This window comes from Lentzea nigeriaca (assembly GCF_016907955.1).
Taxonomy (GTDB): Bacteria; Actinomycetota; Actinomycetes; order Mycobacteriales; family Pseudonocardiaceae; genus Lentzea; species Lentzea nigeriaca.
On record NZ_JAFBCX010000005.1, the window covers coordinates 470,860 to 493,052 of the forward strand.

The 22,193-nt window shown below is 67.5% G+C and carries 16 protein-coding genes and 1 pseudogene; 7 read left to right on the plus strand and 10 right to left on the minus strand.

Annotated elements, in window-relative coordinates; genetic code table 11:
- Positions 1-26: 26 nt before the first annotated feature.
- Positions 27-782, plus strand: a complete 756-nt coding sequence (locus JOD27_RS20380; protein ID WP_204763799.1) for an SGNH/GDSL hydrolase family protein — start codon at positions 27-29, stop codon at positions 780-782.
- On the opposite strand, the gene JOD27_RS20385 is transcribed toward JOD27_RS20380, so the two are convergent.
- Positions 751-1,506 (minus strand): acyltransferase, encoded by a 756-nt coding sequence (locus JOD27_RS20385; protein ID WP_204763800.1) that lies wholly within the window; start codon positions 1,504-1,506, stop codon positions 751-753. The genes JOD27_RS20380 and JOD27_RS20385 overlap by 32 nt on opposite strands.
- A 527-nt stretch (positions 1,507-2,033) precedes the next feature.
- Here JOD27_RS20385 and JOD27_RS46690 point away from each other — a divergent pair.
- Positions 2,034-2,898 (plus strand): annotated as a pseudogene (locus JOD27_RS46690) (IS982 family transposase).
- A 555-nt stretch (positions 2,899-3,453) separates the two neighbouring features.
- On the opposite strand, the gene JOD27_RS20395 reads toward JOD27_RS46690, so the two are convergent.
- From JOD27_RS20395 to JOD27_RS20405, 3 genes are all read right to left on the minus strand, one after another.
- The gene (locus JOD27_RS20395) at positions 3,454-3,984 is read right to left on the minus strand and encodes a hypothetical protein (protein ID WP_204763801.1); all 531 of its coding nucleotides are present in this window, start codon (positions 3,982-3,984) and stop codon (positions 3,454-3,456) included.
- Positions 3,985-4,046: 62 nt separating this feature from the next.
- Positions 4,047-8,363: an ALF repeat-containing protein gene (locus JOD27_RS20400; RefSeq protein ID WP_204763802.1), complete on the minus strand. Its 4,317-nt coding sequence runs from the start codon at positions 8,361-8,363 to the stop codon at positions 4,047-4,049.
- Positions 8,360-9,574, minus strand: coding sequence for a hypothetical protein (locus JOD27_RS20405; RefSeq protein ID WP_204763803.1), 1,215 nt, complete (start codon positions 9,572-9,574; stop codon positions 8,360-8,362). Before JOD27_RS20405 ends, JOD27_RS20400 begins: the two co-directional genes overlap by 4 nt.
- 107 nt (positions 9,575-9,681) lie before the next feature.
- Between JOD27_RS20405 and JOD27_RS20410 the strand changes: the two genes are divergently transcribed.
- From JOD27_RS20410 to JOD27_RS20420, 3 genes are all read left to right on the plus strand, one after another.
- The gene (locus JOD27_RS20410; RefSeq protein WP_204763804.1) at positions 9,682-11,709 is read left to right on the plus strand and encodes an RICIN domain-containing protein; all 2,028 of its coding nucleotides are present in this window, start codon (positions 9,682-9,684) and stop codon (positions 11,707-11,709) included.
- 99 nt (positions 11,710-11,808) lie between these two features.
- The gene (locus tag JOD27_RS20415; RefSeq protein WP_204763805.1) at positions 11,809-12,645 is read left to right on the plus strand and encodes a nucleoside hydrolase; all 837 of its coding nucleotides are present in this window, start codon (positions 11,809-11,811) and stop codon (positions 12,643-12,645) included.
- A 58-nt stretch (positions 12,646-12,703) separates the two neighbouring features.
- Positions 12,704-15,961, plus strand: coding sequence for a GH92 family glycosyl hydrolase (locus JOD27_RS20420; RefSeq protein ID WP_204763806.1), 3,258 nt, complete (start codon positions 12,704-12,706; stop codon positions 15,959-15,961).
- An 81-nt stretch (positions 15,962-16,042) separates the two neighbouring features.
- On the opposite strand, the gene JOD27_RS20425 is transcribed toward JOD27_RS20420, so the two are convergent.
- On the minus strand, positions 16,043-16,690 hold the full coding sequence (locus tag JOD27_RS20425) for a TetR/AcrR family transcriptional regulator (protein WP_204763807.1): 648 nt from the start codon (positions 16,688-16,690) through the stop codon (positions 16,043-16,045).
- A gap of 13 nt (positions 16,691-16,703) precedes the next feature.
- Positions 16,704-17,435, minus strand: coding sequence for an esterase/lipase family protein (locus tag JOD27_RS20430; protein ID WP_204763808.1), 732 nt, complete (start codon positions 17,433-17,435; stop codon positions 16,704-16,706).
- A gap of 137 nt (positions 17,436-17,572) precedes the next feature.
- Between JOD27_RS20430 and JOD27_RS20435 the strand changes: the two genes are divergently transcribed.
- Positions 17,573-18,298 carry a nucleotidyltransferase domain-containing protein gene (locus tag JOD27_RS20435; protein WP_204763809.1) on the plus strand — a complete coding sequence of 242 codons (726 nt, stop codon included), beginning with the start codon at positions 17,573-17,575 and terminating at the stop codon, positions 18,296-18,298.
- Positions 18,299-18,364: 66 nt separating this feature from the next.
- Here JOD27_RS20435 and JOD27_RS20440 read toward each other — a convergent pair whose 3' ends face one another.
- Entirely contained in the window at positions 18,365-18,622 is a 258-nt protein-coding gene (locus JOD27_RS20440) for a DUF4267 domain-containing protein (RefSeq protein WP_204763810.1), read from the minus strand.
- A 92-nt stretch (positions 18,623-18,714) separates the two neighbouring features.
- Between JOD27_RS20440 and JOD27_RS20445 the strand changes: the two genes are divergently transcribed.
- Positions 18,715-19,302: a TetR/AcrR family transcriptional regulator gene (locus tag JOD27_RS20445; protein ID WP_307830229.1), complete on the plus strand. Its 588-nt coding sequence runs from the start codon at positions 18,715-18,717 to the stop codon at positions 19,300-19,302.
- Here JOD27_RS20445 and JOD27_RS20450 read toward each other — a convergent pair.
- The 3 genes from JOD27_RS20450 to JOD27_RS20460 are packed head-to-tail and all read right to left on the minus strand — an operon-like array spanning position 19,261 to position 22,148.
- Positions 19,261-20,421 (minus strand): THUMP-like domain-containing protein, encoded by a 1,161-nt coding sequence (locus JOD27_RS20450; protein ID WP_204763812.1) that lies wholly within the window; start codon positions 20,419-20,421, stop codon positions 19,261-19,263. The genes JOD27_RS20445 and JOD27_RS20450 overlap by 42 nt on opposite strands.
- A 1-nt stretch (position 20,422) precedes the next feature.
- A complete protein-coding gene (locus JOD27_RS20455; RefSeq protein WP_204763813.1) occupies positions 20,423-21,379 on the minus strand; it encodes a class I SAM-dependent methyltransferase in 957 nt (318 codons plus the stop codon).
- A complete protein-coding gene (locus JOD27_RS20460; protein ID WP_204763814.1) occupies positions 21,369-22,148 on the minus strand; it encodes an enoyl-CoA hydratase/isomerase family protein in 780 nt (259 codons plus the stop codon). The genes JOD27_RS20455 and JOD27_RS20460 overlap by 11 nt, the downstream gene beginning before the upstream one ends.
- Between the last annotated feature and the right edge of the window lie 45 nt (positions 22,149-22,193).

The window sequence follows — 22,193 nt, forward strand, 5'->3', positions numbered from 1 at the left end:
GTTAACAAAAGGTGACCGAGGACTGAATGAAATACCAACGCTTCGTGGCGCTCGGGGACAGCTGCACCGAGGGCCTGGACGACCTGCTGCCCGACGGCCGGTACCGCGGCTGGGCTGACCGCGTCGCGTCCGTGCTGGACGCGCCGGGCTTCCGCTACGCCAACCTGGGCGTGCGGGGCCGCCGGCTCGACCAGATGCTGGTGGAGCAGGTCCCGTCCGCATCGGCGTCGGAGCCTGACCTGGTCGCTCTGTTCGGCGGCGGCAACGACGTGATGTCAGGTGCGTCGGCTGACCAGATCGCGCGGCGGGTGGACGCCATCGTGCGCGCCGTGACGTCGTTCGCGCCTGTGGTCGCTGTCTTCACGTTGAGCGATGTCTCGCACCGCATGCCGTTCGGCTGGCGCATGCGTCCGCGGATCGAGGCGTTGAACGACGCGGTGCGTGGCGCGGCTTCGCGGTATGGCGCGGTTTTGGTCGACGTGGCCGCGGACGAGTGCGTGCACGACTCGCGGTACTTCGGGCCGGACCGGCTGCACCTGTCGTCGTTGGGGCACAGGCGGTTGGCGGGCCACCTGCTGTCCGCGCTGGAGATCCCGTTCGACGCCTCCTGGATGGCACCGCTGGAAGGCACGGCCGCACCGGCGTCGTTGTTCGACCACTGGCGGTGGCTGCGTGATCAGGTGCTGCCGGTGGCCTACACGCGCTCGCGCAACAAGCTGATCGGCCGCCAACCGGGCGACGGCTTTCGCGCTAAGCGTCCGCAGCTTCTTCCGCTCGCTTAGCCAGCGCCTCCTTGGCCTTGCGGGCCATGTCCGCGATGTCCGCCCGCCGCTGGGCATCCGCCTCGTAGTCGGCGCGCCGATCCCGCACCACGCGTGCCGGCGCCCCGACGGCGATCTTGAAGTCCGGCACGTCGCCCCGCACCACGGCATGGGCTCCGAGAACGCACCCACGGCCGACTCGGGTTCCGCGCAGCACCGTCACCTTGGCCCCGAGCCAACAGTCCGGACCGATGCGCACCGGCGACTTCACGATGCCCTGATCCTTGATCGGCAGGGTGATGTCCTCGGTCTTGTGGTCGAAGTCGCAGATGTACACCCAGTCCGCGACCAGGCTGGAGGCCCCGATCTCGATGTCCAGGTAGCAGTTGACCGTGTTGTCCTTGCCGAACACGACCTTGTCGCCGATGCGCAACGATCCCTCGTGGCAACGGATAGCGTTGCCGTCGCCGATGTGCACCCAGCGGCCGATCTCCAGCCGCCCATAACCAGGCCGCGCCATGACGTCGACACGCTTGCCGAAGAAGACCATGCCGCGCAGCACCACGTGCGGGTTGAGCAGGCGGAACTTGAGCAGCCGCCAGTAGCGGACGAGGTACCAGGGGGTGTAGGCCCGGTGGCGCAGGACCCAGCGCAGGGACGCCAGCGTGAGGAAGCGCGCCTGCTGCGGGTCCCGGCGTGACCTGGCCCACCGCGTCCACACCGGAGCGCCCCACATCGATGTCATGACGGCACTTTAACTATTCGCGGGCGCCGGCCTGCTCAGGCATCATCCGTCCGGTGAACGACGTGGTGGCTGGGTCCTGGCCGGCTACCGCTGGGACCGTCTCGACGAAGAGGCGATGATGGCGGCAGTGCCCGGCACGGACCCGGACCTGTGGTTCGAGTACCCGGTCGGGCCGTGGATCCTGCGTATTGCCCAGGAGGAAGGCCCGCGCGTCGTCCAGGTGCGGTTCTCGCCGCACGTCTCGACATGCTGCTGGACCTGCACTAATGACCGGCCGCGTCCAGCACCTCGACCCACGCTCCTCACGCTCACGGGACATCCGGTGGCCGTTCCGCACGCCGCTGTTCGCGGCGCTGAATGATCCGCTCGACCGCGTCCGAGTCGATCGGGACCAGCTCGCCGTCCTTACGTCCCCGCTCTAGACGAGTAAGTCCTGAGTCCGGGTGGTGTCTGGAGACGGACGAAGGGTGTTCAAGATCAGTTTGTGAGGACCGACCTGAACACCCTTCTAATGACACCGGAACGACCTGACCGCACTCTACGTCAAGATCGATGACCACTTGGGCAGGCCCGCCAGGACCGGACGGCCACCACGGCTGACCGACGCCGAGCTGCTCACGCTCGCCGTCGCCCAAGCCTTGCTCGGCATCCGCTCCGAGGCCCGGTGGCTGCGGTTCCTGCCGCGGCACCTGCCCGGTGCTTTCTCTTACCTGCCACAGCAATCCGGCTACAACAAGCGGCTGCGCGCGGCGGTCCCGCTGCTCAAGAAGGTCATCCGGCTGCTGGCCGTCGATACCGACCTGTGGACCGACGCGATCTGGGTCGTGGACTCCGGTCGAGTGCGGCCGCTCCCGCGAGACCACCAAGCGCTCCGAGCTGGCCGGCTGGGCAGGCTACGGCTACTGCTCGTCGCATTCGCGGTTCTTCTGGGGCCTGCGCCTGCACCTGATATGTACCCCGGCCGGGCTGCCGATCACCTGGGCCCTGGCCAACCCGAAGCTCGACGAGCGCCACGTGCTGATGGCGATCCTGGATCACGACCCGTCCGTGCTGGCCGACCGGCCCGGTCTGCTGATCATCGCCGACAAGGGCTACATCTCCCGTGAGCTGGACACGTTCCTGACCGAACGTGGGGTGCGGCTACTGCGTCCCAACTACCGCAACCGCGCCCCGCACCCGGCCGAACACCTGCTCAAACCCGTCCGCCAGCTGATCGAATCGGTCAACGACACGCTCAAAGGCCAGCTCGACCTCGAGCTGCACGGCGGCCGCACCATCGACGGCGTCACCGCCCGCATCGCCCAACGCCTGCTCGCGCTGACTGCCGCGATCTGGCACAACCGCGCCACCGGCCAGCCCGTCACCCGATCACTGATCGCCTTCGATCACTGATCAGTTAGGACTTACTCGTCTAGGGCCTCGAGGAGGCCGGTCTTCATCCAGCCGGAACCCGCGATGTACCACTCCGCCAGATCGGTTCCCCGCGGGCTCTTCCACGTCCTGAGCACCGCATCGGATCGTCAACACCGGGCCTGGAATCCACCCAGGCGAGATACGAGTACTGACCGTCCGCTGGAGCGCGATAAACCGCCCGTTCGCGCCTTATCTGCTCGAACCGCGTCGCCGCAGCGGCGTCGACCCGATGCACGGCGACGGTGCCGGGCTCCACCTCACTCAGCGCGGTGCTGGACTCCCAGACAAGGTTGCCCGTGAACGCCTCGACATGCACCTTCCCACACTCATCCACCCACCGCCTGCACACCAGCCGAGGATCCTCCAACCGCGGACGCTTCTCAGTGACGATGGCGAAGTACTCGTACTGTCGCTCCAGCTCAACTCTCGTCTCGTTCGGGGAGGACGCGCCCCTCGCGGGGCAAGAGGCGCGTCCATCAATCAGCGATTGAGCTTGAAGTCCGCACTATCGTTGACCGGCGCATCCCCTCACGCTCACGGGACTTCCGGCGACCGTTCCGCCCGGCGCTGTTCGCGGCGCTGAACGATCCGCTCGACCGCGGCCTGGTCGATCGGGACCAGCTCGCCGTCCTTGCGTCCTCGCTCCAGGTCCTCGAGGAGGTGGCTGCGCTCCCAGCCCGAGCCGGTGAGGTACCGCTCCTCCAACTCGAAGCCCTGCGGACCCTTCCACGTCCTGATAACGCCGTCGGGATCGTCCACATCGGTCCTGTAGTCCAACCAGGCGAAGTAGGAGTACCGGCCGTCCAGAGGAGCCAGGTAGCTCATCCGTTCCCGCTGCAGATGCTCGAACCGCGTTGCCGCGGCGGCGTCGATCCGATGCACCCCGCCGGTGCCGGACTCCGCCTGGCTCAGCGCGGTGGTGGGTTCCCAGACGAGGTTGGTCGTGAACGCCTCGTCGTGCGTCTTCCCCTCGTCGTCCACCCACCGCCTGCACACGTGCCGCGGATCCTCCACCCGCGGCCAGGTCTCGGTGACGATGGCGAAGTACTCGTACTGTCGTTCCAACTCGGCTCTCGTCTCGTTCGGGGAGGACGCGCCCCTCGCGGTGTGAGGGGCGCGTCCGTCGATCAGGGGTTCCGCTTGTAGTTCTTGATCTCCTTCGCCGCGGGCGGGGTCGGCACCTTGATGAAGATGCTCTCCGACTCGGCTTCCTCGGCCAGGTTGTTCACTTCGATCCTTCCGAGCTCGAGCTTCTCGTCGTCGTTGAGGCCCCGGTTCTCCGCCTTGGCCTTGGCCTTGATCGCGTTGATCTGCGCCTCGTTCGACCTGCGAATTTCGTAGTGCGGTTCCTCGACCTTCTTCGCGTCGAAGCTGTCCTTCGTGTGGAACTGGAGTTCGAAGAGCTGGCCGCCCTTCGACTCGAACGTCACGTTGATGCCTGGGTAGACCTTCGCGCTCGCCCAGAAGTTCTTGATCGTGACGAGCGTGTAGCCCTTCAGCTCGAAGAAGCGGATCACCTCGTGGAACTTGTTCGCGTACGTCGCCTCCTGGAACAGGTAGGTGTACCTGACGGCGTCGTTCATCTTGGTCGCCACCTGGTCCAGCGGCACCTTGCTGCCGTTGGCGTCTGTCCGCTCGTCGAAGAACTTGCGCAGATAGGACTGCTGGCTCTTGAGGGTGTTCCCGGGTTCCCCCCTGCCGACCCTGACCGCACGGGTGGCGTCCGCGATCGCGTCGACGTCCGGCGTGATGAGCTTCTCCTGCTCCGCGGCCTTCTTCAGCTCGGCCAGGGCCCACTGGTAGTCGGACTCGCCGATGCGGATCTTGAGCGCGCCGATGTCGTGCCGGTACTCACCGTTCACGACCTTCGGCTCTGGGTAGGTCTCCTCGCCGGGTTTCGGATTCGGGCTCTCACACCCCGCGGCCGCTGCCGTCAGGCCCCGGACACAGGCTGTGGGCTGCTCGACCTTGAGCTTCGCGTCCTCGAGCTTGGCGAGGCCGTTCTCGATCCGCAGCGTGCCGCCCTCGATGCGCAGGGTCGCCCCGTCCAGCTTGCTGAGGTCACCCTCCAGGCGAGCGGAGTACGAATCCAGGCGGTACAGCCTGCCGTCGATGGACACGATCGCGTTTTCGATCTTGCCGAGGCCGCTCTCGATGTGGACGCTGGCGGTGATGACTTCACCTATCGAACCGGGGAGCCGGTTCGGCACGGTGTCGTGCAGCTTCACCCTGAAGCTTCTGAGCTCGGCGAGGTTGTCGAGGATCTTGCCGGTGCCCTTGAGGAGCACGTTCTTCATCAGGCCGAGGGACTTGGTGAGAGCGCCCGCGCCACCGGTGAACTCCGACGTCGTCAGGCCGAACGCCAAGTCCCAGATCGTCAGACCGAGCGCCTTGGCCGGGTTGTCGTGCCAATCTTCCAGGTGGATGAGCGTGTACGGGTTCTCGACCGTGTACTTCAGACCGTCGACGATCTGCTTGCACGAGTCCCACGAGTAGACGTTGAACAGGCAGTCCCCGACGGTCTCCAGGCCTTCGAGCATGCCCTTCGCACCCTCGTAGACACCGCTGCCGATGTTCTTGTACAGCAGGGTCAGCTTGTCCTGGCCCGTTTGCATCAGCTGGCAGGCGGCCTGGTCGCCTGCCGCGCACCGTGCCCCGGCCTTCAGCGACTCCAGTGTCGCCTCGCCGTAGGCCTTGAGACCGCTCTTGGTGAACTCCTCGATCTTGCCCACGATGAGTTTGCAGGCGTCGAGCGTCTTGAAGCCGCCGCGCGAGTTCATGCACTGGTTGACCGTGATGACGCCATTGAGCAGTTCGGCGTTGAGCGTCCTCTGCTTCTGTTCTGCCTCCTGCCGCGCGATCTGCTCGGCCTGGTCGATCCGGAGACGGTACTCGTGGACGTCCTTGATCTTCTCCGCTACGGCTTCGACGAACTGCTGCACCGCGTCGCTGTTCGCCCGAGCCATCGCGTAGATCTGTTCGGTTGCCGCGGCCGCCCGGTCCGCGCTCGCGGCCGAAGCGCTCGCGGCCGCCGCAGCGTTGCCGGCGGCGACGGCGTCCCGACCGGCGGTGTTGGCCCACTGGCCGGCGGTTCCAGCCGCGCTGTCCGCCGCGACGGCGTGTTGCACGGCCTCGTTCGCCGCGTCGTGTGCGGTCTGCGCGTACTGCGCGGCTTGCTTCGCGGAGTCGAAGGCACGCGCGGCCGCCTCGAACGCGGGCCGCACGGTCAGTTCGGCCCGGTCGGCCGCCGCGGACGCCCTGACCGCCGCCTGCACGGCCTCAGCCGCTTTCTCACGGGCTAGCCGGGACTGCTCCTCACTGATGAGCAGTGCCTCGGAGACGAGCTGCAAGGCCTTGCGCGCGTCGGCGTTGATCGAGGCGTAGGGCTTGAGGATCACCTCCACCGCTTTGACGGAATCGACGACCAGTGAGGCCGACGCCGCCGCGGCGGACGCCGCCCGCTCCGCGATGACCGACTGGAAGACGGCCTGGTTCGCCTCACGCACCGAGGCTTCCGTCTCCTGCAAGGTCATCTCGGCGGACGCCTTGGCAGCCAGTGCCTCGTTCGTCGCTTCGAGCGCGAGCCGGTGCGCCTCGTCCGCGGCCCGGCGTGCGGTCACGGCCTGCTGAGTCGCCTCGTTCGCCGCCGCACGCGCCGCCCGCGCCGCGTTGGCGGCACGCTGGGCCGCCTCCTGCGCCTGCAGCGCCGACGTCCTGGCCGCCGAAGCCCATCCCGCCGACTCGTTCGACGCGGCACGCGCGGCGTCGCGTTGGGCCCGGATCTCCCTGGTGACCTCCTCGACATTCTCGCCGCGTTCCCTGGCGAGCGCCTCGCGTTCCTCGAGCCGCTGCTGGTACTGCTGCGTGCTGATCATCCGTGCGTTGTGCAGGAAGTCGATGGTTTGGACCTGCGTCTGGATGGTGCGGACCTTGGCGACCGCGGCGTCGTGCTCGCCCGCCAGCCGGGTGGCTTCGGCATTCGCCGCGTAGGCGGCGCTCGCCGTGGAGGCCGCGTTCCTGGCCGCGCCTTGAGCGTTGACCCGGTGGTTGCGGGCCTTCACGGCTTCCCGCTGCGCGTCCGCAGCCTTCGCGGCGGCGATGTCCTTCTGCTGCTTCGCCCTGTCTCGTGCCGCGATCGCGATGTCCTGCTGCTTGCGCGCCGCCTCGGCGAGCTCGGCTGCCTTGGCCTCCTGGCGCTTCGTCTCCGCGAGGTACTTCTCCGCGTTGTTGGCGTGTTCCTGAGCGTTGCGGTCGGCGTCGAGCGCGCGGCTGTCGGCCAGCGTGGCTGTTGCCGCGTGCGCCGACGTCTCCGCGGCGAGCGCGGCGGCGTCCACGGCGTTGCCGATGCCGATGGTGACCTTGGCCCACTCCAGACCGTTCGTCATGCCGGTCTCAACCAGTCGTTCTGCGGCGTTGCGCGCCCGCTGGGTCGATTCGACGGACGCCAGCGCAATGCGGTTGGCGGCTTCGGACTCGCGGACCGCGGTGGCGCGCTCGACGTCAAGCAGTTCGTTGCGCCCCAACTGGCCGTGCGCTCGGCCGGGCTTGTCGTCGCGGAAGATCTGGTCAGCCTTGTGGGCCGCTTCGACGGACCGTTTCATGGCGTAGGTGACGTCTTCCAGATGCTTCACCGCGTCGATGTTGGCGCGCATGATCTCGGCGCGCGCCTTGGCGGCGGCTTCGCTGCGGCGGGCGAGCTGGTCGAGCTCGGTGATCGCGTTGTTGCGGTCCTCGAGGGCTTTCTGGATCGCGCGCTGCATGTCATGGTCGCGCTTGTTCGCCTCGTGGTAGTCGACGAGGTAGAACTGGCGGACCCGCGCGTAGTCCTTGCTGGAGAGAGCTGCCTCGCCCTCCACCTTCACCTGCGGTCCACCCATGGCGACCATGTCCCGCACGCGGGCGATGATGCGGTCCTGCTCGGCCTTGTCGTCCTCGGCCTGTTGCTTGTCCTTCTTCAGCGCGAGCTCATAGCCGTAGGCCACGAAATCCTTGATCGCCTGGTCACCGGAGCGCAACGCCGCCTCTGCGCCCGCCTTGACATTCGGGCCACCGGTGCGCGCCCAGTCCTCGACCTTCTTGCGGTTCGCGGCCTTCTCGGCGGCTTTGCGCTGGTCCGCGCGGGCCTGCGCCTCGCCCTGTCCGTGGTCGATGAACCAGATCAGCTTTTCTTTGGTGCCAACGGCCAGCGCCGCTTTGGCCGCGTCGCGAACCTCGGCGTCCTCCGCCTGCTCGGAGATGTCGGTGACGAGCATCTTGTAGAACTCGTACTCGTCGTCGACCTCCTGCGGCGGAGGATCGTTGTTCGCGGCCTGCTGGAGCACCGGAACCGGTTGTGATGCGGCGTTCGCGCTGACGGAGCCGCACAAGAGGGCGAGCACGATCGCCGCGGAAACGGACACGACTGGCCGGCGCCGGAACAGGGCGCCTGATGATCTTCTGTTCATGATGTCAGCGATCCCCCCAGATCGCGCTCCACGGCATCCGCAGCCGCTTTGCGAGCTTGCTCGGCGATGACCTGCCATTTGGCGGCCTCACCCTGTGCCCACCTGGCCTCGTCCGCCCAGGAGGTGTTGGACTCGTTGGCCCGGCGGAGAATCTCTGCCCAGTCCTGTTCGGACTGAGCGTTCCGCGCGTGTTCCGCGATGCGGGCCCATGCGGAGGCCTGCGCGTCCGCCTTTCCCTGCTCCGCCAGCCAGTCCACGGAGGACTGCCCGGCCTCGCGGTCGATCCGCTCCCACGTGTTCTTCGCGTCCTGGCGGTGTTTGCGCGCCAGCTCGCCACTGGACTCGCGCTCGGCCTTCTCCGCAGCGAGTGCCGACTCGGTCAGCAGCCTGATCCGGTCCTGCCAGATCACGTTCTGCTGCAGGGTCGATCGAATGAACCTCTCCTTGTCGAGGTCGGCCCCGATCTTCCAGTAGTACTTGAAGAACAACGCGACGGACCGGTCATCACCGTTGATCGCGCTCTGCGCCAACGCCCGCACCTGCAGACCGGGATCATCGACTGCCAGACGGGCAACGTAATCGCGGTCCTCCTTGGCGAGTCGCGTCAGCCGCTCCTGCCGTTTGTTGTCGTTGAGACGATCAAGTTCCTGCGCCCGTTCGTATCCACTTTGGACATACACTTCCTGCGCTGCCTTCGAGGCGACCGCGGCTTCACCGGACGAACCGTGCACTTCACTGCCCGGGATGGAGGTCCGGTGGATCTCCCCGATGAACCACGTGTTCGAGTCCTCCCGTGCTTTGGCACGGCCCATCGCCTCGGAGTACCCGGTCCGGACGAACGCCCTGATCTTCGCGTCGTCGTTGCTCACGAACGCCACGTACGCCGCAGCTTGCAGTTCGGGCGGCATTGCCGGGTTGTACGACAACTTCCACACCGTGTCACGCATGTCCGCGGTCAGATCCACCGCGGCCATGATCATGAATGACGAGTCCGCGAACGCGGGAGCGGGTTGTGCTGCCCCGACGAAGGCTGCCGCGAGCACCGCGGCCACTAGCGCGGGCATGAGCGTATGACGCCCCATGTCCATCCCCCCAGAATCCATGTGGCGGGCTAAGTCGCCCATGAAGTTCCTAGCACCTGGCGCACCCAAGGAGATACGAACAGTGAAGTGACACAGGTCACACCACGTTGCGCACTCCTTGGAGGGCATGCAAAGTTCCCACCCGGCATCCGACGGTTCGTTGGTCGAGCGGCGTGGCTGGGGAGCCACACCGCGCCTTGGGGGGCGGTGCCGATATGAGTCTTGGGGGATTCGTCTTGTCCAGACGCAGTCTGGCTGGCCGCAGCATGCGCGGAATCAGCGCGCTCGCGGGCGCCATCACATTCGCCGGCAGTCTGCTGGTCACTCCTGCGCACGCCGCCGCACCGTTCGGCGTCGATCCGCAGGCGATGGCCGCCGCAGAGGCGAGGGCGACGCAGGTGTCAGAGCTCCAGCAGCGGCTGGCCGCGGCCAGCACGCTCAATGAGCAGGTCACACCCACTCAGGTGCGCATGACCGACCTGAACTTCACCATCTGGATCTGGGAAGCTGCGGGGAAGAAGAACTTCACCGCCATCAAGCGCGAAGCACAGAAGGCGTTCCTCGACGAGGTGAACGAGGTGGAAGTCAACGCCAGCTACAGGTTCATCACCGAGGGCATCTTCCCCGCCTACCGCGAGGATGTCCGGAACCTCGCCAACCAGTCCGACCGCGTCCGGGAGCGGATCGCGGCGGCGGAGCTCATCGGCTGGATGCCGCTGGAGGAGCAGTACAAGACCAACTCTCTCGAGAGCTTCGTCATCCGGCTGTACACCCTCGCCCCGGCAGGCAGCGAGATCAAAGCGAAGGCAGCTGAGGTGCTGACCGCCACGTCGACTGACGCCGACCGCCAGAAGTACATCACCCAGGGCATCATCGCAGCGTTCAACCTCGACAACCAGCGCAGGCGCGAAGCGGAGGAGCAGGCGCAGCGCGCACGGGATGAGAAGCAGGCGAACGACAACGCCCGCATCCTGGCATGGCAGGTCGTTGCCAGGCCTGCGATCCCGGACGAGCTCAAGAACATCACCGACTTCGAGTTCACCCACGAGATCTCCCGCAAAGCACTCGGCAAGCACGTCATCAACGCCGCCCAGGTGGCACTGGACAGCCGTGATGCGGCGAAGATCAAGGCGTTCATCTTCACCGGTATCCACACCGCTCACCAAGCGGACGTCGCCGAGGAGAACGCGAGGGACGCGGCCGAGACAGAGAAGAGGATCAAGGAGATCCTCGACGACGGCCGCCGGGACGGCTACCTGCCGGAGATCGTCGCCGCCGCCACCACCGCGCTGGCAGGCGACCTGACAGCGCGGCACTCGTTCATCAACCTCGGCTTCTCGGAGGCCGTCAAGAGGGACCTGGCCAAGCCCAAGAACGAGCTCGTGATCGAGCTGCAGGGCAAGGCGTCCGGGCGTTGCGTCCAGATCGCGGGTATGTACGAGCAAGCCATCGAGAACGGCCAGTACAACGAACTGTGGGACTGCGTGCGCGGCCCCAAGCAGGTGTGGACGATGAAGCAGGTCGGCACCAACGAGTACATGCTGCGCAACCTGAACTCGTTGCAGTGCCTGGATGGCTACAGCGAATTCCTGCGCCAGAACCCGTGTGACACCAACAACAACTACCACAAGTGGACCTTCGTCGAGAACACCGACGGTTCGTTCCAGATCAAGAACGTCGGCACCGGCAAGTTCGTCACGGCAAAGGACGGCGGCACGCCGAACGCCACCAACGTCATCAGCTACAGCAACACGAACGACGGCCACCAGCGCTGGCGCGTCATCGACCTGGCGCACCGTTCCGACGCCACCCAGATCGCTGTCCGCCGCTACCAGCTCAAGGGCGTCCAGTCGGGCCGCTGCCTGCAGACGGCGGGCCTGTGGGATACGCCGAACCAGGGTGCGCTCGCCAACCTGGCGAACCAGGAGATCTGGGACTGCGTCGGCGGTGACAAGATGGCGTGGGATCTCGTCGACCTCGGAGGCAAGAGGTACGCGCTCAAGAACGTCATGTCCGGCAAGTGCCTCGACGTCAAGTACGGCGGCTGGGCCAACGGCACGCAGCTCATCCAGTACGAGTGCCACTACGGCGACTCGGAGCAGTTCGTGTTCAGCGCCGAGCCCGACGGCAGCTTCGTGCTTGAGAGCGCGCTGACCGGCAAGGCTGCGGACGTGTGGGGGAACGCCGTGCAGAACGGCGCGTGGGTCGCCATCCAGGACACGCACCGTCAGGGCAACCAGAGGTGGACGCTGGTTTCCGCGTGATGCGCTGACTGAGCACGAGGCTCTCTCCGGTTCGCCGGAGAGAGCACCTTCACGATGATCTGTATGCGGGACGGAAGTGCTGTCCTGCAAGCTGGACGCATGGCGATCCCTCTGATCATCGACACCGACCCAGGCGTGGACGACGCGTTCGCGATCGCGCTCGCCGCCCGCAGCCCCGAGGTCGAGCTCGTCGGCCTCACGACGGTGTTCGGCAACGTCGCGCTCGACCTCACCACCCGCAACGCCCTGCGGCTGCTCGCCCACCTCGGGCGGACGGACGTGCCGGTGGTCAGGGGTGCGGAAGGGCCGAGCGGGGCGCCGGAAGTGCACGGCGAGGACGGGCTTGGCGGGCAGGCGCTCACGTTGCCCGACAACGACCGGGGGATCTTCGGTGACGACGTCGTCGGGTTCTTCCGCGAGCGCCTCACGCCGGAGACCGTGGTGGTGGCCATCGGGCCGCAGACCAACATCGCCAGGGCGCTCGAGGCAGGGGTCGAGTTCCCGCGGCTGATCGTCATGGGTGGCGGGCTCGGGCTCGGCAACACGACCGAGCGGGCGGAGTTCAACTTCTGGGCCGACCCCGAGGCGGCGCGGACGGTGATCCGCCGGGGCAACCCGCTCGTCGTGCCGCTCAACCTCACGCACCGGTGCATCGCCGACGCCGAGTTCCTCGGCGAGGTCGACCCGGTGCTGAGCAATCTTACCGGCACCTATCGGGCGTACATGGAGAACCGGTCGGAGAACCAGGGGATCTACGTCCACGACGCCGTCGCGGTGGCCGAGGCGATCGTTCCCGGGACGCTCAAGACCACGACGCACCTCCTCGACATCGACGACGAAGGCGCACTCGTCGACGGGAATCACCAGGTGGAGGTCGCGGAGGACACCGATTGGCCCGCGTTGCGGGCCTTCATGGAGCAGCGTTTGTCCGTTTGACGACAACTTCGTGTCGCTCTCTGGGGTTGCGCGGGCACGGTAAGTAGGGTCCGCGACCATGCAGCGAAGAGTCCTCACGACGGCTGCGGTGGCGGTGGCCATGACGTTCGGAGTGGTCCCTGCCTCCGCTCAACCCCAGATTCAGGTGGTGCCGGATCCCGCGGCACACGTGAACCCGTTCATCGGCACGACCAACCTCGGGAACACGTTTCCCGGCGCGGTCGTGCCGTTCGGCATGTTCTCGTTCAGCCCCGAGGCCAGTCGCGGCAACACCCTGCGCGCCGCGGCACCCGGTGGTTACCGCTACGACGCGACGAAGATCCGCGGCTTCAGCCTCACGCACATGTCCGGCACGGGGTGCGCGGGCGGCAGCGGTGACATCCCGATCTTCCCGCACGTCGGCACGGTCACCACGTCACCGACCACCGACGCGAAGGACGAGGTCTACGCGAGCGAGTTCGCGCACGCGGACGAGGTCGCCAAGCCCGGCCGGTACGACGTGACGCTCAAGTCCGGTGCCAAGGCGGAGCTCAGCGCCACCGAACGCACCGGTGCCGCCCGCTTCAGCTTCCCCGCGGGCAAGCCGGCGACGGTGCTGATCAACACGTCCAAGTCGCAGGTCGGGTCGTCCGACGCGCAGACCGTGATCGACAAGGCCAAGCGGACGATCACCGGCAGCGTCACCGCGGGCAACTTCTGCGGCTACATCAACCAGGTCGGCCGCCGCAGCTACTACACGCTGCACTTCGTGGCGGAGTTCGACCAGGACTTCACCGAGGTCGGCACGTACCAAGACAACGTTGTCATCCCGGGAAGCACCTCTTCGCAGGGCGGCACGACGTACGGGACGAACGGCTGGCCGGTGCTCGGCAAGGGCTCCGGCGCCTATCTCGGGTTCGCGCCCGGCTCGCAGGTCAACGTCAAGGTCGGCATCTCCTACGTCAGCTTCGGCAACGCGCGGGCGAACCTCGCGGCGGAGAACAAGGGTCAGTCCATTGAGGACATGAGGGACAACGCGTACATCGCGTGGCAGAAGCAGCTCAGGCGCATCGAGGTCGGCGGCGGCTCCGATGACGAGCGGACCAAGTTCTACACGGCGTTGTACCACTCCTTGTTGCACCCCAACCTGTTCAGCGACGTCAACGGCGAGTACGCCGGGTTCGACGGCAAGGTGCACAAGATCGACAAGGCCCGGCAGAGAGCCCAGTACGGCACGTTCTCCGGGTGGGACGTCTACCGCTCGCAGCTGCAGCTCGTGACGCTGCTGGAACCGCAGATCGGGTCGGACATCGCGCAGTCGCTGCTCAACCAGTCCGAGCAGAACAACGGAGTCTGGGACCGCTGGACGCACACCGGCGGCGGAACGCACGTGATGAACGGCGACCCGGCACCCATCGCACTGGCCGCGATCTCGGCGTTCGGCGGCGACCGGTACGACATCAGGGCTTCGTTGAAGTCACTGGTGAAGGCCGCGACCACGCCGACCGCGCTCGACCTGAGCAAGGACGGCTGGGCCGTCATGTCGGTCGGGCAACGGCCGTCGCTCGACAAGTACCTGCAGCACAAGTACATGCCGTCCGTGTCGAACGCGTGGGGCGGCGCGGCGGAGACCCTGGAGATCTCCGCGGCGGACTTCGCGATCAGCCAGCTCGCCGGACGCGTCGGCGACCGGTCCGTCCAGCGCACGTTCGCCGAGCGCGCGCAGTGGTGGCAGAACAACTTCGACCCGGTCGCGCACAGCACCGGCGGCTACATCCGCAACCGCAACGCCGACGGCACGTGGGTCAAGGACTTCACGCCCGACACCGGCAACGGTTTCGTCGAGGGCAGCAGCGCCCAGTACACGTGGATGGTCACGCACAACGTCGCCGGGCTCGTGGAGTCGTTGGGCGGTAAGGACCGCGCGAACAAGCGGCTCGACGACTTCTTCCACAACGCCGACGGCACCTGGGCTCTGACGGGCAAGGGCGGCGCGAAGTCCGAACTGGACAACGAGCCGTCGGTGAACGTCCCGTGGCTCTACAACTACACGGGCCAGCCCGCCAAGACCCAGGAAACGCTGCGGGAGACCATCACCACCTTGTGGAAGAACGCCCCCGGCGGCATTCCCGGCAACGACGACCTCGGCGCGATGTCGTCGTGGTTCGTGTTCACCTCCATGGGCATCTACCCGCAGGTGCCGTCGCGCGCCGAACTCGTGCTGAGCAGCCCGGTGTTCACGTCGGTGAAGATCAACCGCGGCGGCGGCAGGGACATCACGATCAACGCACCTCAAGCCAGCACCGCCACGAAGTACGTGCAGTCGTTGAAGGTCAACGGTCGCGCCACCACGAAGACCTGGCTGCCGGAGTCGTTCGTGGAGCACGGCGGCAAGCTCGACTTCGTGCTGGGCAAGACGGCTTCCACGTGGGGCAGCGGTGCCGGCGACGCGCCGCCGTCGTTCCGTGAGGGCGAGCAGCCGATCAGGCACGACCAGCCGTACCACCTGACCGTCGAACCGCGTCAGCTGGTCGTCGAGCCGGGCAGGTCGGTCACGGCGAAGGTCAACGCGGTAAAGCTGTACGACGGCGACCCGAAGGCGACCTACACGGTCACCGGCCCGGCGGGACTCACCTTCACGCCGACGACCGGTGCGGTGCCGTCCGAGTTCACGGTGACGGCCGCGCCCGGAATCGCACAGGGCTTCTACGACATCACCGTCACGGTGACCGTCGAGGGCGCCGCGAAACCGGTCGTGCTGCCGCAGATCGTGAAGGTCGCGCCGGCGGGCAGCATGCTCGCGGCCGTGAACAACGTCGGCGCGTCCGACGACGCGGACGGCGACGGCGACTTCGACGGCGGCGGCTACAGCTACTCACGCCAGGCGCTGGCGACCGCGGGCCTGTCACCCGGCGGCACCGGCACGGTCGACGGCCTGACGTTCACCTGGCCGTCGTCGCCTCCCGGCCGTCCGGACAACGCGACCGCGGCGAAACAAACGCTTGCCCTGTCCGGTACGCGGCTCGCCTTCCTGGGTGCGGCCGCCAACGGGGCCCGCACCCGTGCCGCGGTGGTCACGTTCACCGACGGCACCACGGCAAGCGTCGACATCGGCTTCAGCGACTGGACGCTGGGCGGCGGAGGCCAGGCGCCGAGCTACGGCAACGTGATCATCGCGAACACGCCGTACCGCAACGAGCTCGGTGGCGGCAGCGAGAAGGTGGCCACGCACATCTTCGCCACGAAGACGTACACGGCACCGGAGGGCAAGACGCTGGCGAGCATCGTGCTGCCGGAGGATGCCGACCTGCACATCTTCGCCGTCGCAGTGGGTTAGCGACGCAAGTCAGAGCTACGTGTCGTGAGTGGTTGCGGTCGCCTGGTCGACCACAGCCACTCACGACGTGGCGTATTAATGCTATTCATTAACCGTCTGGGAGGCCAGGGTCTCCGCCGACGGGCTCATGCTCAGTCCGGCGACCAGCATGTCGATGAGGTTGTTCACGAACAGCTCGTTCGTCGTGTGCCCGGCCGGCTCGTCGTCGAGCAGCCGTGCGCGCGCGGCGAACAAACTGACGAGCTGCACACGCAGTGCGGCGAAACGTTCCGCCCGGACGGTGTCCGGTAGCCCGGCCAGCGCCTCGCGAAGCCACCGTGCGACCGCCTGTCCCGCCGGTGCCTCACCGCGGAACGAGATCTGATAGGCCAGTGCCGGATGGCTGTGCTGCGCGACGATGCGCAGATGTGCTCTGCCGAGCGGGCTTTCCAGGTCGTCGGCCATGGGGACGGCGAGCGCGTGCACCAGGGTTCTCAGGTCCGCCGTGCGATCGCCCGCGACGATCGCGGCGACGAGCTGCGCCCGTCTGGCCTCGACGGCGGCGAAGTGGATGCGGAGGATCTCCTGCACCAACTCCGCCTTGCCACCGAAGTGGTAGTGCAGCGCGGACTCGTTGCGGGCACCGATCGCGTCGTGCAACTGACGCGCGGTGACGCGGTCGACGCCCTCCCTGGCGAACAGCAGCGCACCCTGCTCGAGCAGGGCATCACGGGTCGATGGACTGGCCACCGGCAAACCGTACCTACGGGCACGTCGCGGTGAACTGCCGGTGGAGTGCGGCGTCGACGATCAGATCGCGCATGGCGGGACTGTCGTACTCGACGCGATGTTCGAGCTCCAGACCTGGGCACAGATCCTGCGCGGCGACGTTGGTCGCGCCGTCGGCCAGCGGGATGTCCTCGCCATTGATGCCGCCGTTGACCTCGTAGCTGTACAGGTGCGCGTAGTCGACGCTACCCGGAGTGTCGTCGCCGCTGTTCAGCTCGTCGAGGAACGCCGACCCCGGCCGCATCTGCACGCACGAGGCGGATGCGCAGATGTTGGCCTTGTTCGTGCCGTAGTTCACGCCGCCCAGCGAGATCATCGTGCCCACCGTGCCGAGTCCGCCGTCGAACTTGACGCAGTAGCGGACCGCCAGCGCACCCTGCGAGTGACCGACCACGTCGACCTTCGCCGCGCCGGTCTCCCGGCGGATCTCGTCGATCCGGTCGCAGACCGCACGTGCCGAGACCTTGATGTCCACCGAGCCGGGCGGTCTGCCGGACAACGGCATGGAGTACGCGGTGAAGCCCTGGGAGCGGAAGTACGCCAGGGCGTCGTCCATGTAGCCGGCCGGCCCGAACGTCCCGCCCACCAGCAGCAGCGGACGAGCAGGCGTGGCGCCGTGGGCCGCGGACATGCCCGACGCCGCCAGCGTCAGCGTGACGAACGAGCCCAGGATCCACCGCCACGAGGAACTGAATCCATATCGCATGAAACCCTCTTCACTGTTGCCATTGTGGGATCGCGCACAGCCTGGCGCGCACGCCGATTAATGTCAAGCATTACTCACTCCCACGCGGTATTCCCGGATCCGTGGATGAAGGCGGCCGGAGCCAATAGTGTGGAGCTGTGTTCACCGTTGCGGAACGCGACCAGCTGCGTCGCGACCTGATCAACGCCGCCGACACCGACCCCCGTGTGGTCGGGGCGGCGTTGACGGGGTCGGCGGCCGTCGGCAAGGAAGACCGGTGGTCCGACATCGACCTCGCGCTGTCGGTCGAGACCGAGGTCGACGCGGTGGTGGCCGACTGGACCGCGCTGATGTACGAGCGCGGCGCGGTCAGCCACCTCGACGTGCGGCACGGATCGGCGCTCTTCCGGGTTTTCCTGATGCGGTCGACGTTGCAGGTCGACCTCGCGTTCTGGCCCTCGGCCGAGTTCGGGGCGACGGGGCCCACGTTCCGGCTGCTCTTCGGTGAGGCCAACGAACTTCCGCGGGCGAGGCAGCCGGACCGCGCCGAGCTCGTCGGGCTCGCCTGGCTCTACGGGCTGCACGTGCGGTCGTCCATCGAGCGCGGGCGCGGCTGGCAGGCGCTCTACCTGATCAACCACATGCGCGACCACGTGATGTCGTTGCGGTGCCTCAACGAGGGCGTCAACGCGGTGCAAGGGCGCGGCCTCGACGACTTGCGCGATCCCGGCGAGTTCGCCGGGACGCTCGTGCTCTCCACCCATCCCGACGAGCTGCGCCGGGCGTTCCACGTGCTGACGGGATTGCTGCTGACCGAGATCAACGACTCGGCGCTGGCTCAGGCTGTGCGGGCGCTTTCTCCCGGAGCAGCAGGGCAGCGGTGATCAGCACCAGCACGGCCGCGGAGGCGTGCACCGTGAGAGCGGTGAACACCGAGCCGCCGCTCGTGATCACCGCCAGGCAGTCGCCGATCGGGATGATCGAGTCGGCCAGGACGACCCAGCCAGCGCTCGCCGCTGCCCCCTGAGCAGCAGGATCAGCGCTGTCAGCGCGTACGCGAGGTCGCGCACGCCCTTCACGACGTAGTAGCCGCTCGGGTCGACGACGCCGAAGCCGGCTGCCGCGCCGTGCCCGTTGAGCAGGAACGTCAGGCCGAAGGTGAAGCCCGCCGCCACGACGAGCCAGGCCATGATCGTGGTGAACCGCATGATGTCCTCCGTGACTTTCTAGCGTTGCTAGCGACAGGAGCGACGCTAGCAGTCGTCGCGCTCGGATGTCTAGCGGTGCTAGATTTTTTGTCGTGACCATTCAGAACCGGCGCGAACGCGAACGCGCGGAGCGACATCAGCTGATCATCGACGCGGCCCGCGACCTGGCGGAGGCGGAGGGCTGGGACGCGGTCACCACGCGCAGGCTCGCCGAGAAGGTCGAGTACAGCCAGCCGGTGCTGTACAGCCACTTCAAGGGCAAGGACGCGATCGTGCGCGCGGTCGCGATCCAGGGGTGCGGTGAGCTCGCCCGGATCTTGCACAAAGCCCGTCCCTCGCGAGGCGAGTCACGGCTGCGGGCCGCGGCGGAGGCGTACCTGGAGTTCGCGAGGGAGCGACCCGCGCTCTACGACGCGATGTTCGTGCAGCAGTCCGACATCCCGTGGGGCACGGAGGAGGTGCCGCAGGAGCTGCTCGACGCGTTCGGGGAGCTCGTCGCCGCGGTCGAGCCCGTGCGGGGTGAGCGGGACCTGGAGGCGTTGACGGAGCTCTTCTGGAGTTCGCTGCACGGCATCGCGACGCTCATGCAGGGCGGCAGGCTGCGGCCGGTGCACGACGAAGCCCGCCTCGACCTGCTGCTAGGTGCGCTGAGCCTCACACAGGGCGAAGACCGGCCTTGAGCCGATCCGAGTCAGGACCACCGTCGCCTCACCGGAACCGGCCGGTTTCAGCCGTTTCCGCAACGTGTTCGGGTCGACGTCCAGGCCCCGCACCAGGATCTCCAGCCGGCCGATCCCGCGCGTCTTCAGCAGCGACTTGAGCGACTTCTCGGTGTAGTGGCCGTGTTCGAGCACGCGGAACGCACGAATGCCCGCGGGAGGTGTGTCTCCGCTCAGGTACGCGATGCGCTCGTCGAGCTGCCACAGGCCATGCCTGGCCGCGTAGTGCCGCACCAGGCCCGCGCGCACGACGGCGCCGTCCGGGTCGATGATCCACTGACCTGGCGGTGCGACCGGGCAGTCGTCGGGTTCGGCGTCGGTGATCGTCCACGAACCGTCGCCGCGAATGACCGTCGCGCGGCGCGAAACCCCTTCTGTGGCAAGGCCTCTGGTCCACAGGCAGGCTTCCCGGACGGCGCCGTCGAGCGACACCAGCTCGATCTCGTCCGCCCACGGCGCGACCGCGAAGTCGATGCCGGGCGCGCACTTCACCGCGAGGTCGACGCCCGCGTACACCTCGGACAGCTCGTCCAGCGGCGGCACGAAGTCCTGCGGGTGCCACTTGCGGCGGCCGGACGAGTCACGGCGGGCCGGGTCCGCGGTGACGGCGGTGGCCCTGGAAACCGGCTTCAACGCGTCCGCCTGGACGACCAGCTGACCCGGAACGTTGTTGCGCGCCATGGCAAGGCGGACCGGGTCGAGGTCCGAGCCGATGCACCGGGAAGCGACGGCGTTGAGAGCGAAGAGATCCGCGCCGATCGAGCACGTGACGTCGTGGACGTCGCGACCGGCGAAGCGCACCGCCCGATGGCGGGCGACGGGTGACGCGGTGGCCTGCTGCAGCGCGTCGTCGGTGAAGAGCCAGCTCTGCGGCGAGTCCAGTTTGGACGCTGCACGACGGCGCAGCAGCACGGTTTCCACGACCGGCGCGAACTGGGAGCCGAGGAGTTTGCGGGCGACGCCGACGTCGTGCAGGCGGGAGGAGTCCGTGAAGGGCAACGCGTTCACCTCGGCGAGAGCGGCGATTCCTGCGGCAGAGCGCAGGAACGCCACGTCGTCCGAGGTGAACGCGTACCCCAACTCAGGAGGACTTCTTGCCGGTGACCGACACGTTGTAGAACACCTCGCGCGGCAGGACCTTCGCGAAGACGTTCTGGTCGACCCACGAGAGGTTCTGCCAGGTGCGGTAGGCGAACATCGCCCAGCCGAAGCCCAGCTTCTCGCGCGGCACGGCGGCCTCGAACGTGCGCACCGGCCAGCCGAACAGGGCAGCCGACAGCTCGTCCGTCACCGCGCGAACGCCGACCGCACCAGCACGACGAGCCGTGGCCTCGAGCTGATCCGGGTCGAACGTGTGCAGGTCGACGACGGCTTCCAGCGCCGCGGCACGAGAAGACTCGTCGAGCTCCTCCTGCGGACGACGCCACCCGCCGAGCGCCGGCACGGCCTTGGTGATGTTGGTGGTCAGCCACCACGTCGCCTGGCCGAGCTTGCGGGCGTAGAAGTTGCCGATGTTCGTCGGGTCGCCCGCGAACACGAACTTGCCACCGGGCTTCAGCACGCGCAGCACCTCGCGCATCGCCTGCTCCACATCCGGGATGTGGTGCAGCACCGCGTGCCCCACGACGAGGTCGAACGTGTTGTCGTCGTACGGGATCCGCTCGGCGTCGGCCACCCGGCCGTCGACATCCAGACCGAGGTGCTCGGCGTTGCGCAGCGCCACCTCGACCATGCCGGGGGACAGGTCGGTGACCGAACCCTTCTTGATCACGTCGCCCTGCATGAGGTTCAGCAGGAAGAAACCCGTGCCGCAGCCCAGTTCCAGGGCGTGCTCGTACGGGCCGACGTCACCGGCGGCAGCACGGAAGCGATCCGTCGCGTAGGTGATGCAGCGGTCGTCGTAGGAGATCGACCACTTCTCGTCGTACGTGCCCGCTTCCCAGTCGTGGTAGAGGACCTGCGCGAGCTTGGTGTCCTTGTACGCCGCCTCGACCTCTTCCGCGGTCGCGTGCGGGTTGGGTGCAGGGTCAGTTGCCACTGAACTTCGCCTTTCCGGGCCCGTTCTCGATGAACGACTCCACGCCCGCCTTCTTGTCCTCCGTCGCGAACAGGGCCGCGAAGAGGTGACTCTCCAGCTTGAGACCCGACTCGAGGTCGGTGTCGAGACCACCGTCGACGGCGGCCTTGGTCGCGGCCAGCGCGAGCACCGGCCCGTTGACGAACTGCTTGGCCCACCTGACCGCGGCCGCGTACACGTCGTCCGGTGCGACGACCTCGTCGACCATGCCGATCTCGAGCGCCTCCTGGGCGCCGACGAACCGGCCGGTGTAGAGCAGGTCCTTGGTCTTCGACGGACCGATCAGCCTGGCGAGGCGCTGCGTGCCGCCACCGCCGGGGATCAGGCCGAGGAGGATCTCGGGCTGGCCGACCTTCGCGTTGTCGCCAGCGATGCGGCGGTCGCAGCCGAGCGCGACCTCGAAGCCGCCGCCGAGCGCGTAGCCGGTGATGGCGGCGACGGTCGGCTTCGGGATCGTGGACAGCGCACCGAGTGCGTCGCTCAGGCCCTTGGCCCGCAGCGTCATCTCGGCGTGGGAGATCTGCGCGAACTCCTTGACGTCGGCGCCGGCCGCGAAGACCTTCTCGCCGCCGTAGACGATGACCGCGTACACGTCCGACCGGTCGCTCGCCTCCCTGGCGGCGGCCTGGAGCTCGGTCTGCACCTGCCGGTTCAGGGCGTTCATCGGCGGTCGATCCAGCCGGATCGTGCCGATCCCGTCCTCGACTTCCAGCCTCACGAACTCAGCCACGCAGCGCCCTCCTAGTTGTCGCGACCGCGGTGTCACGTTACTTGG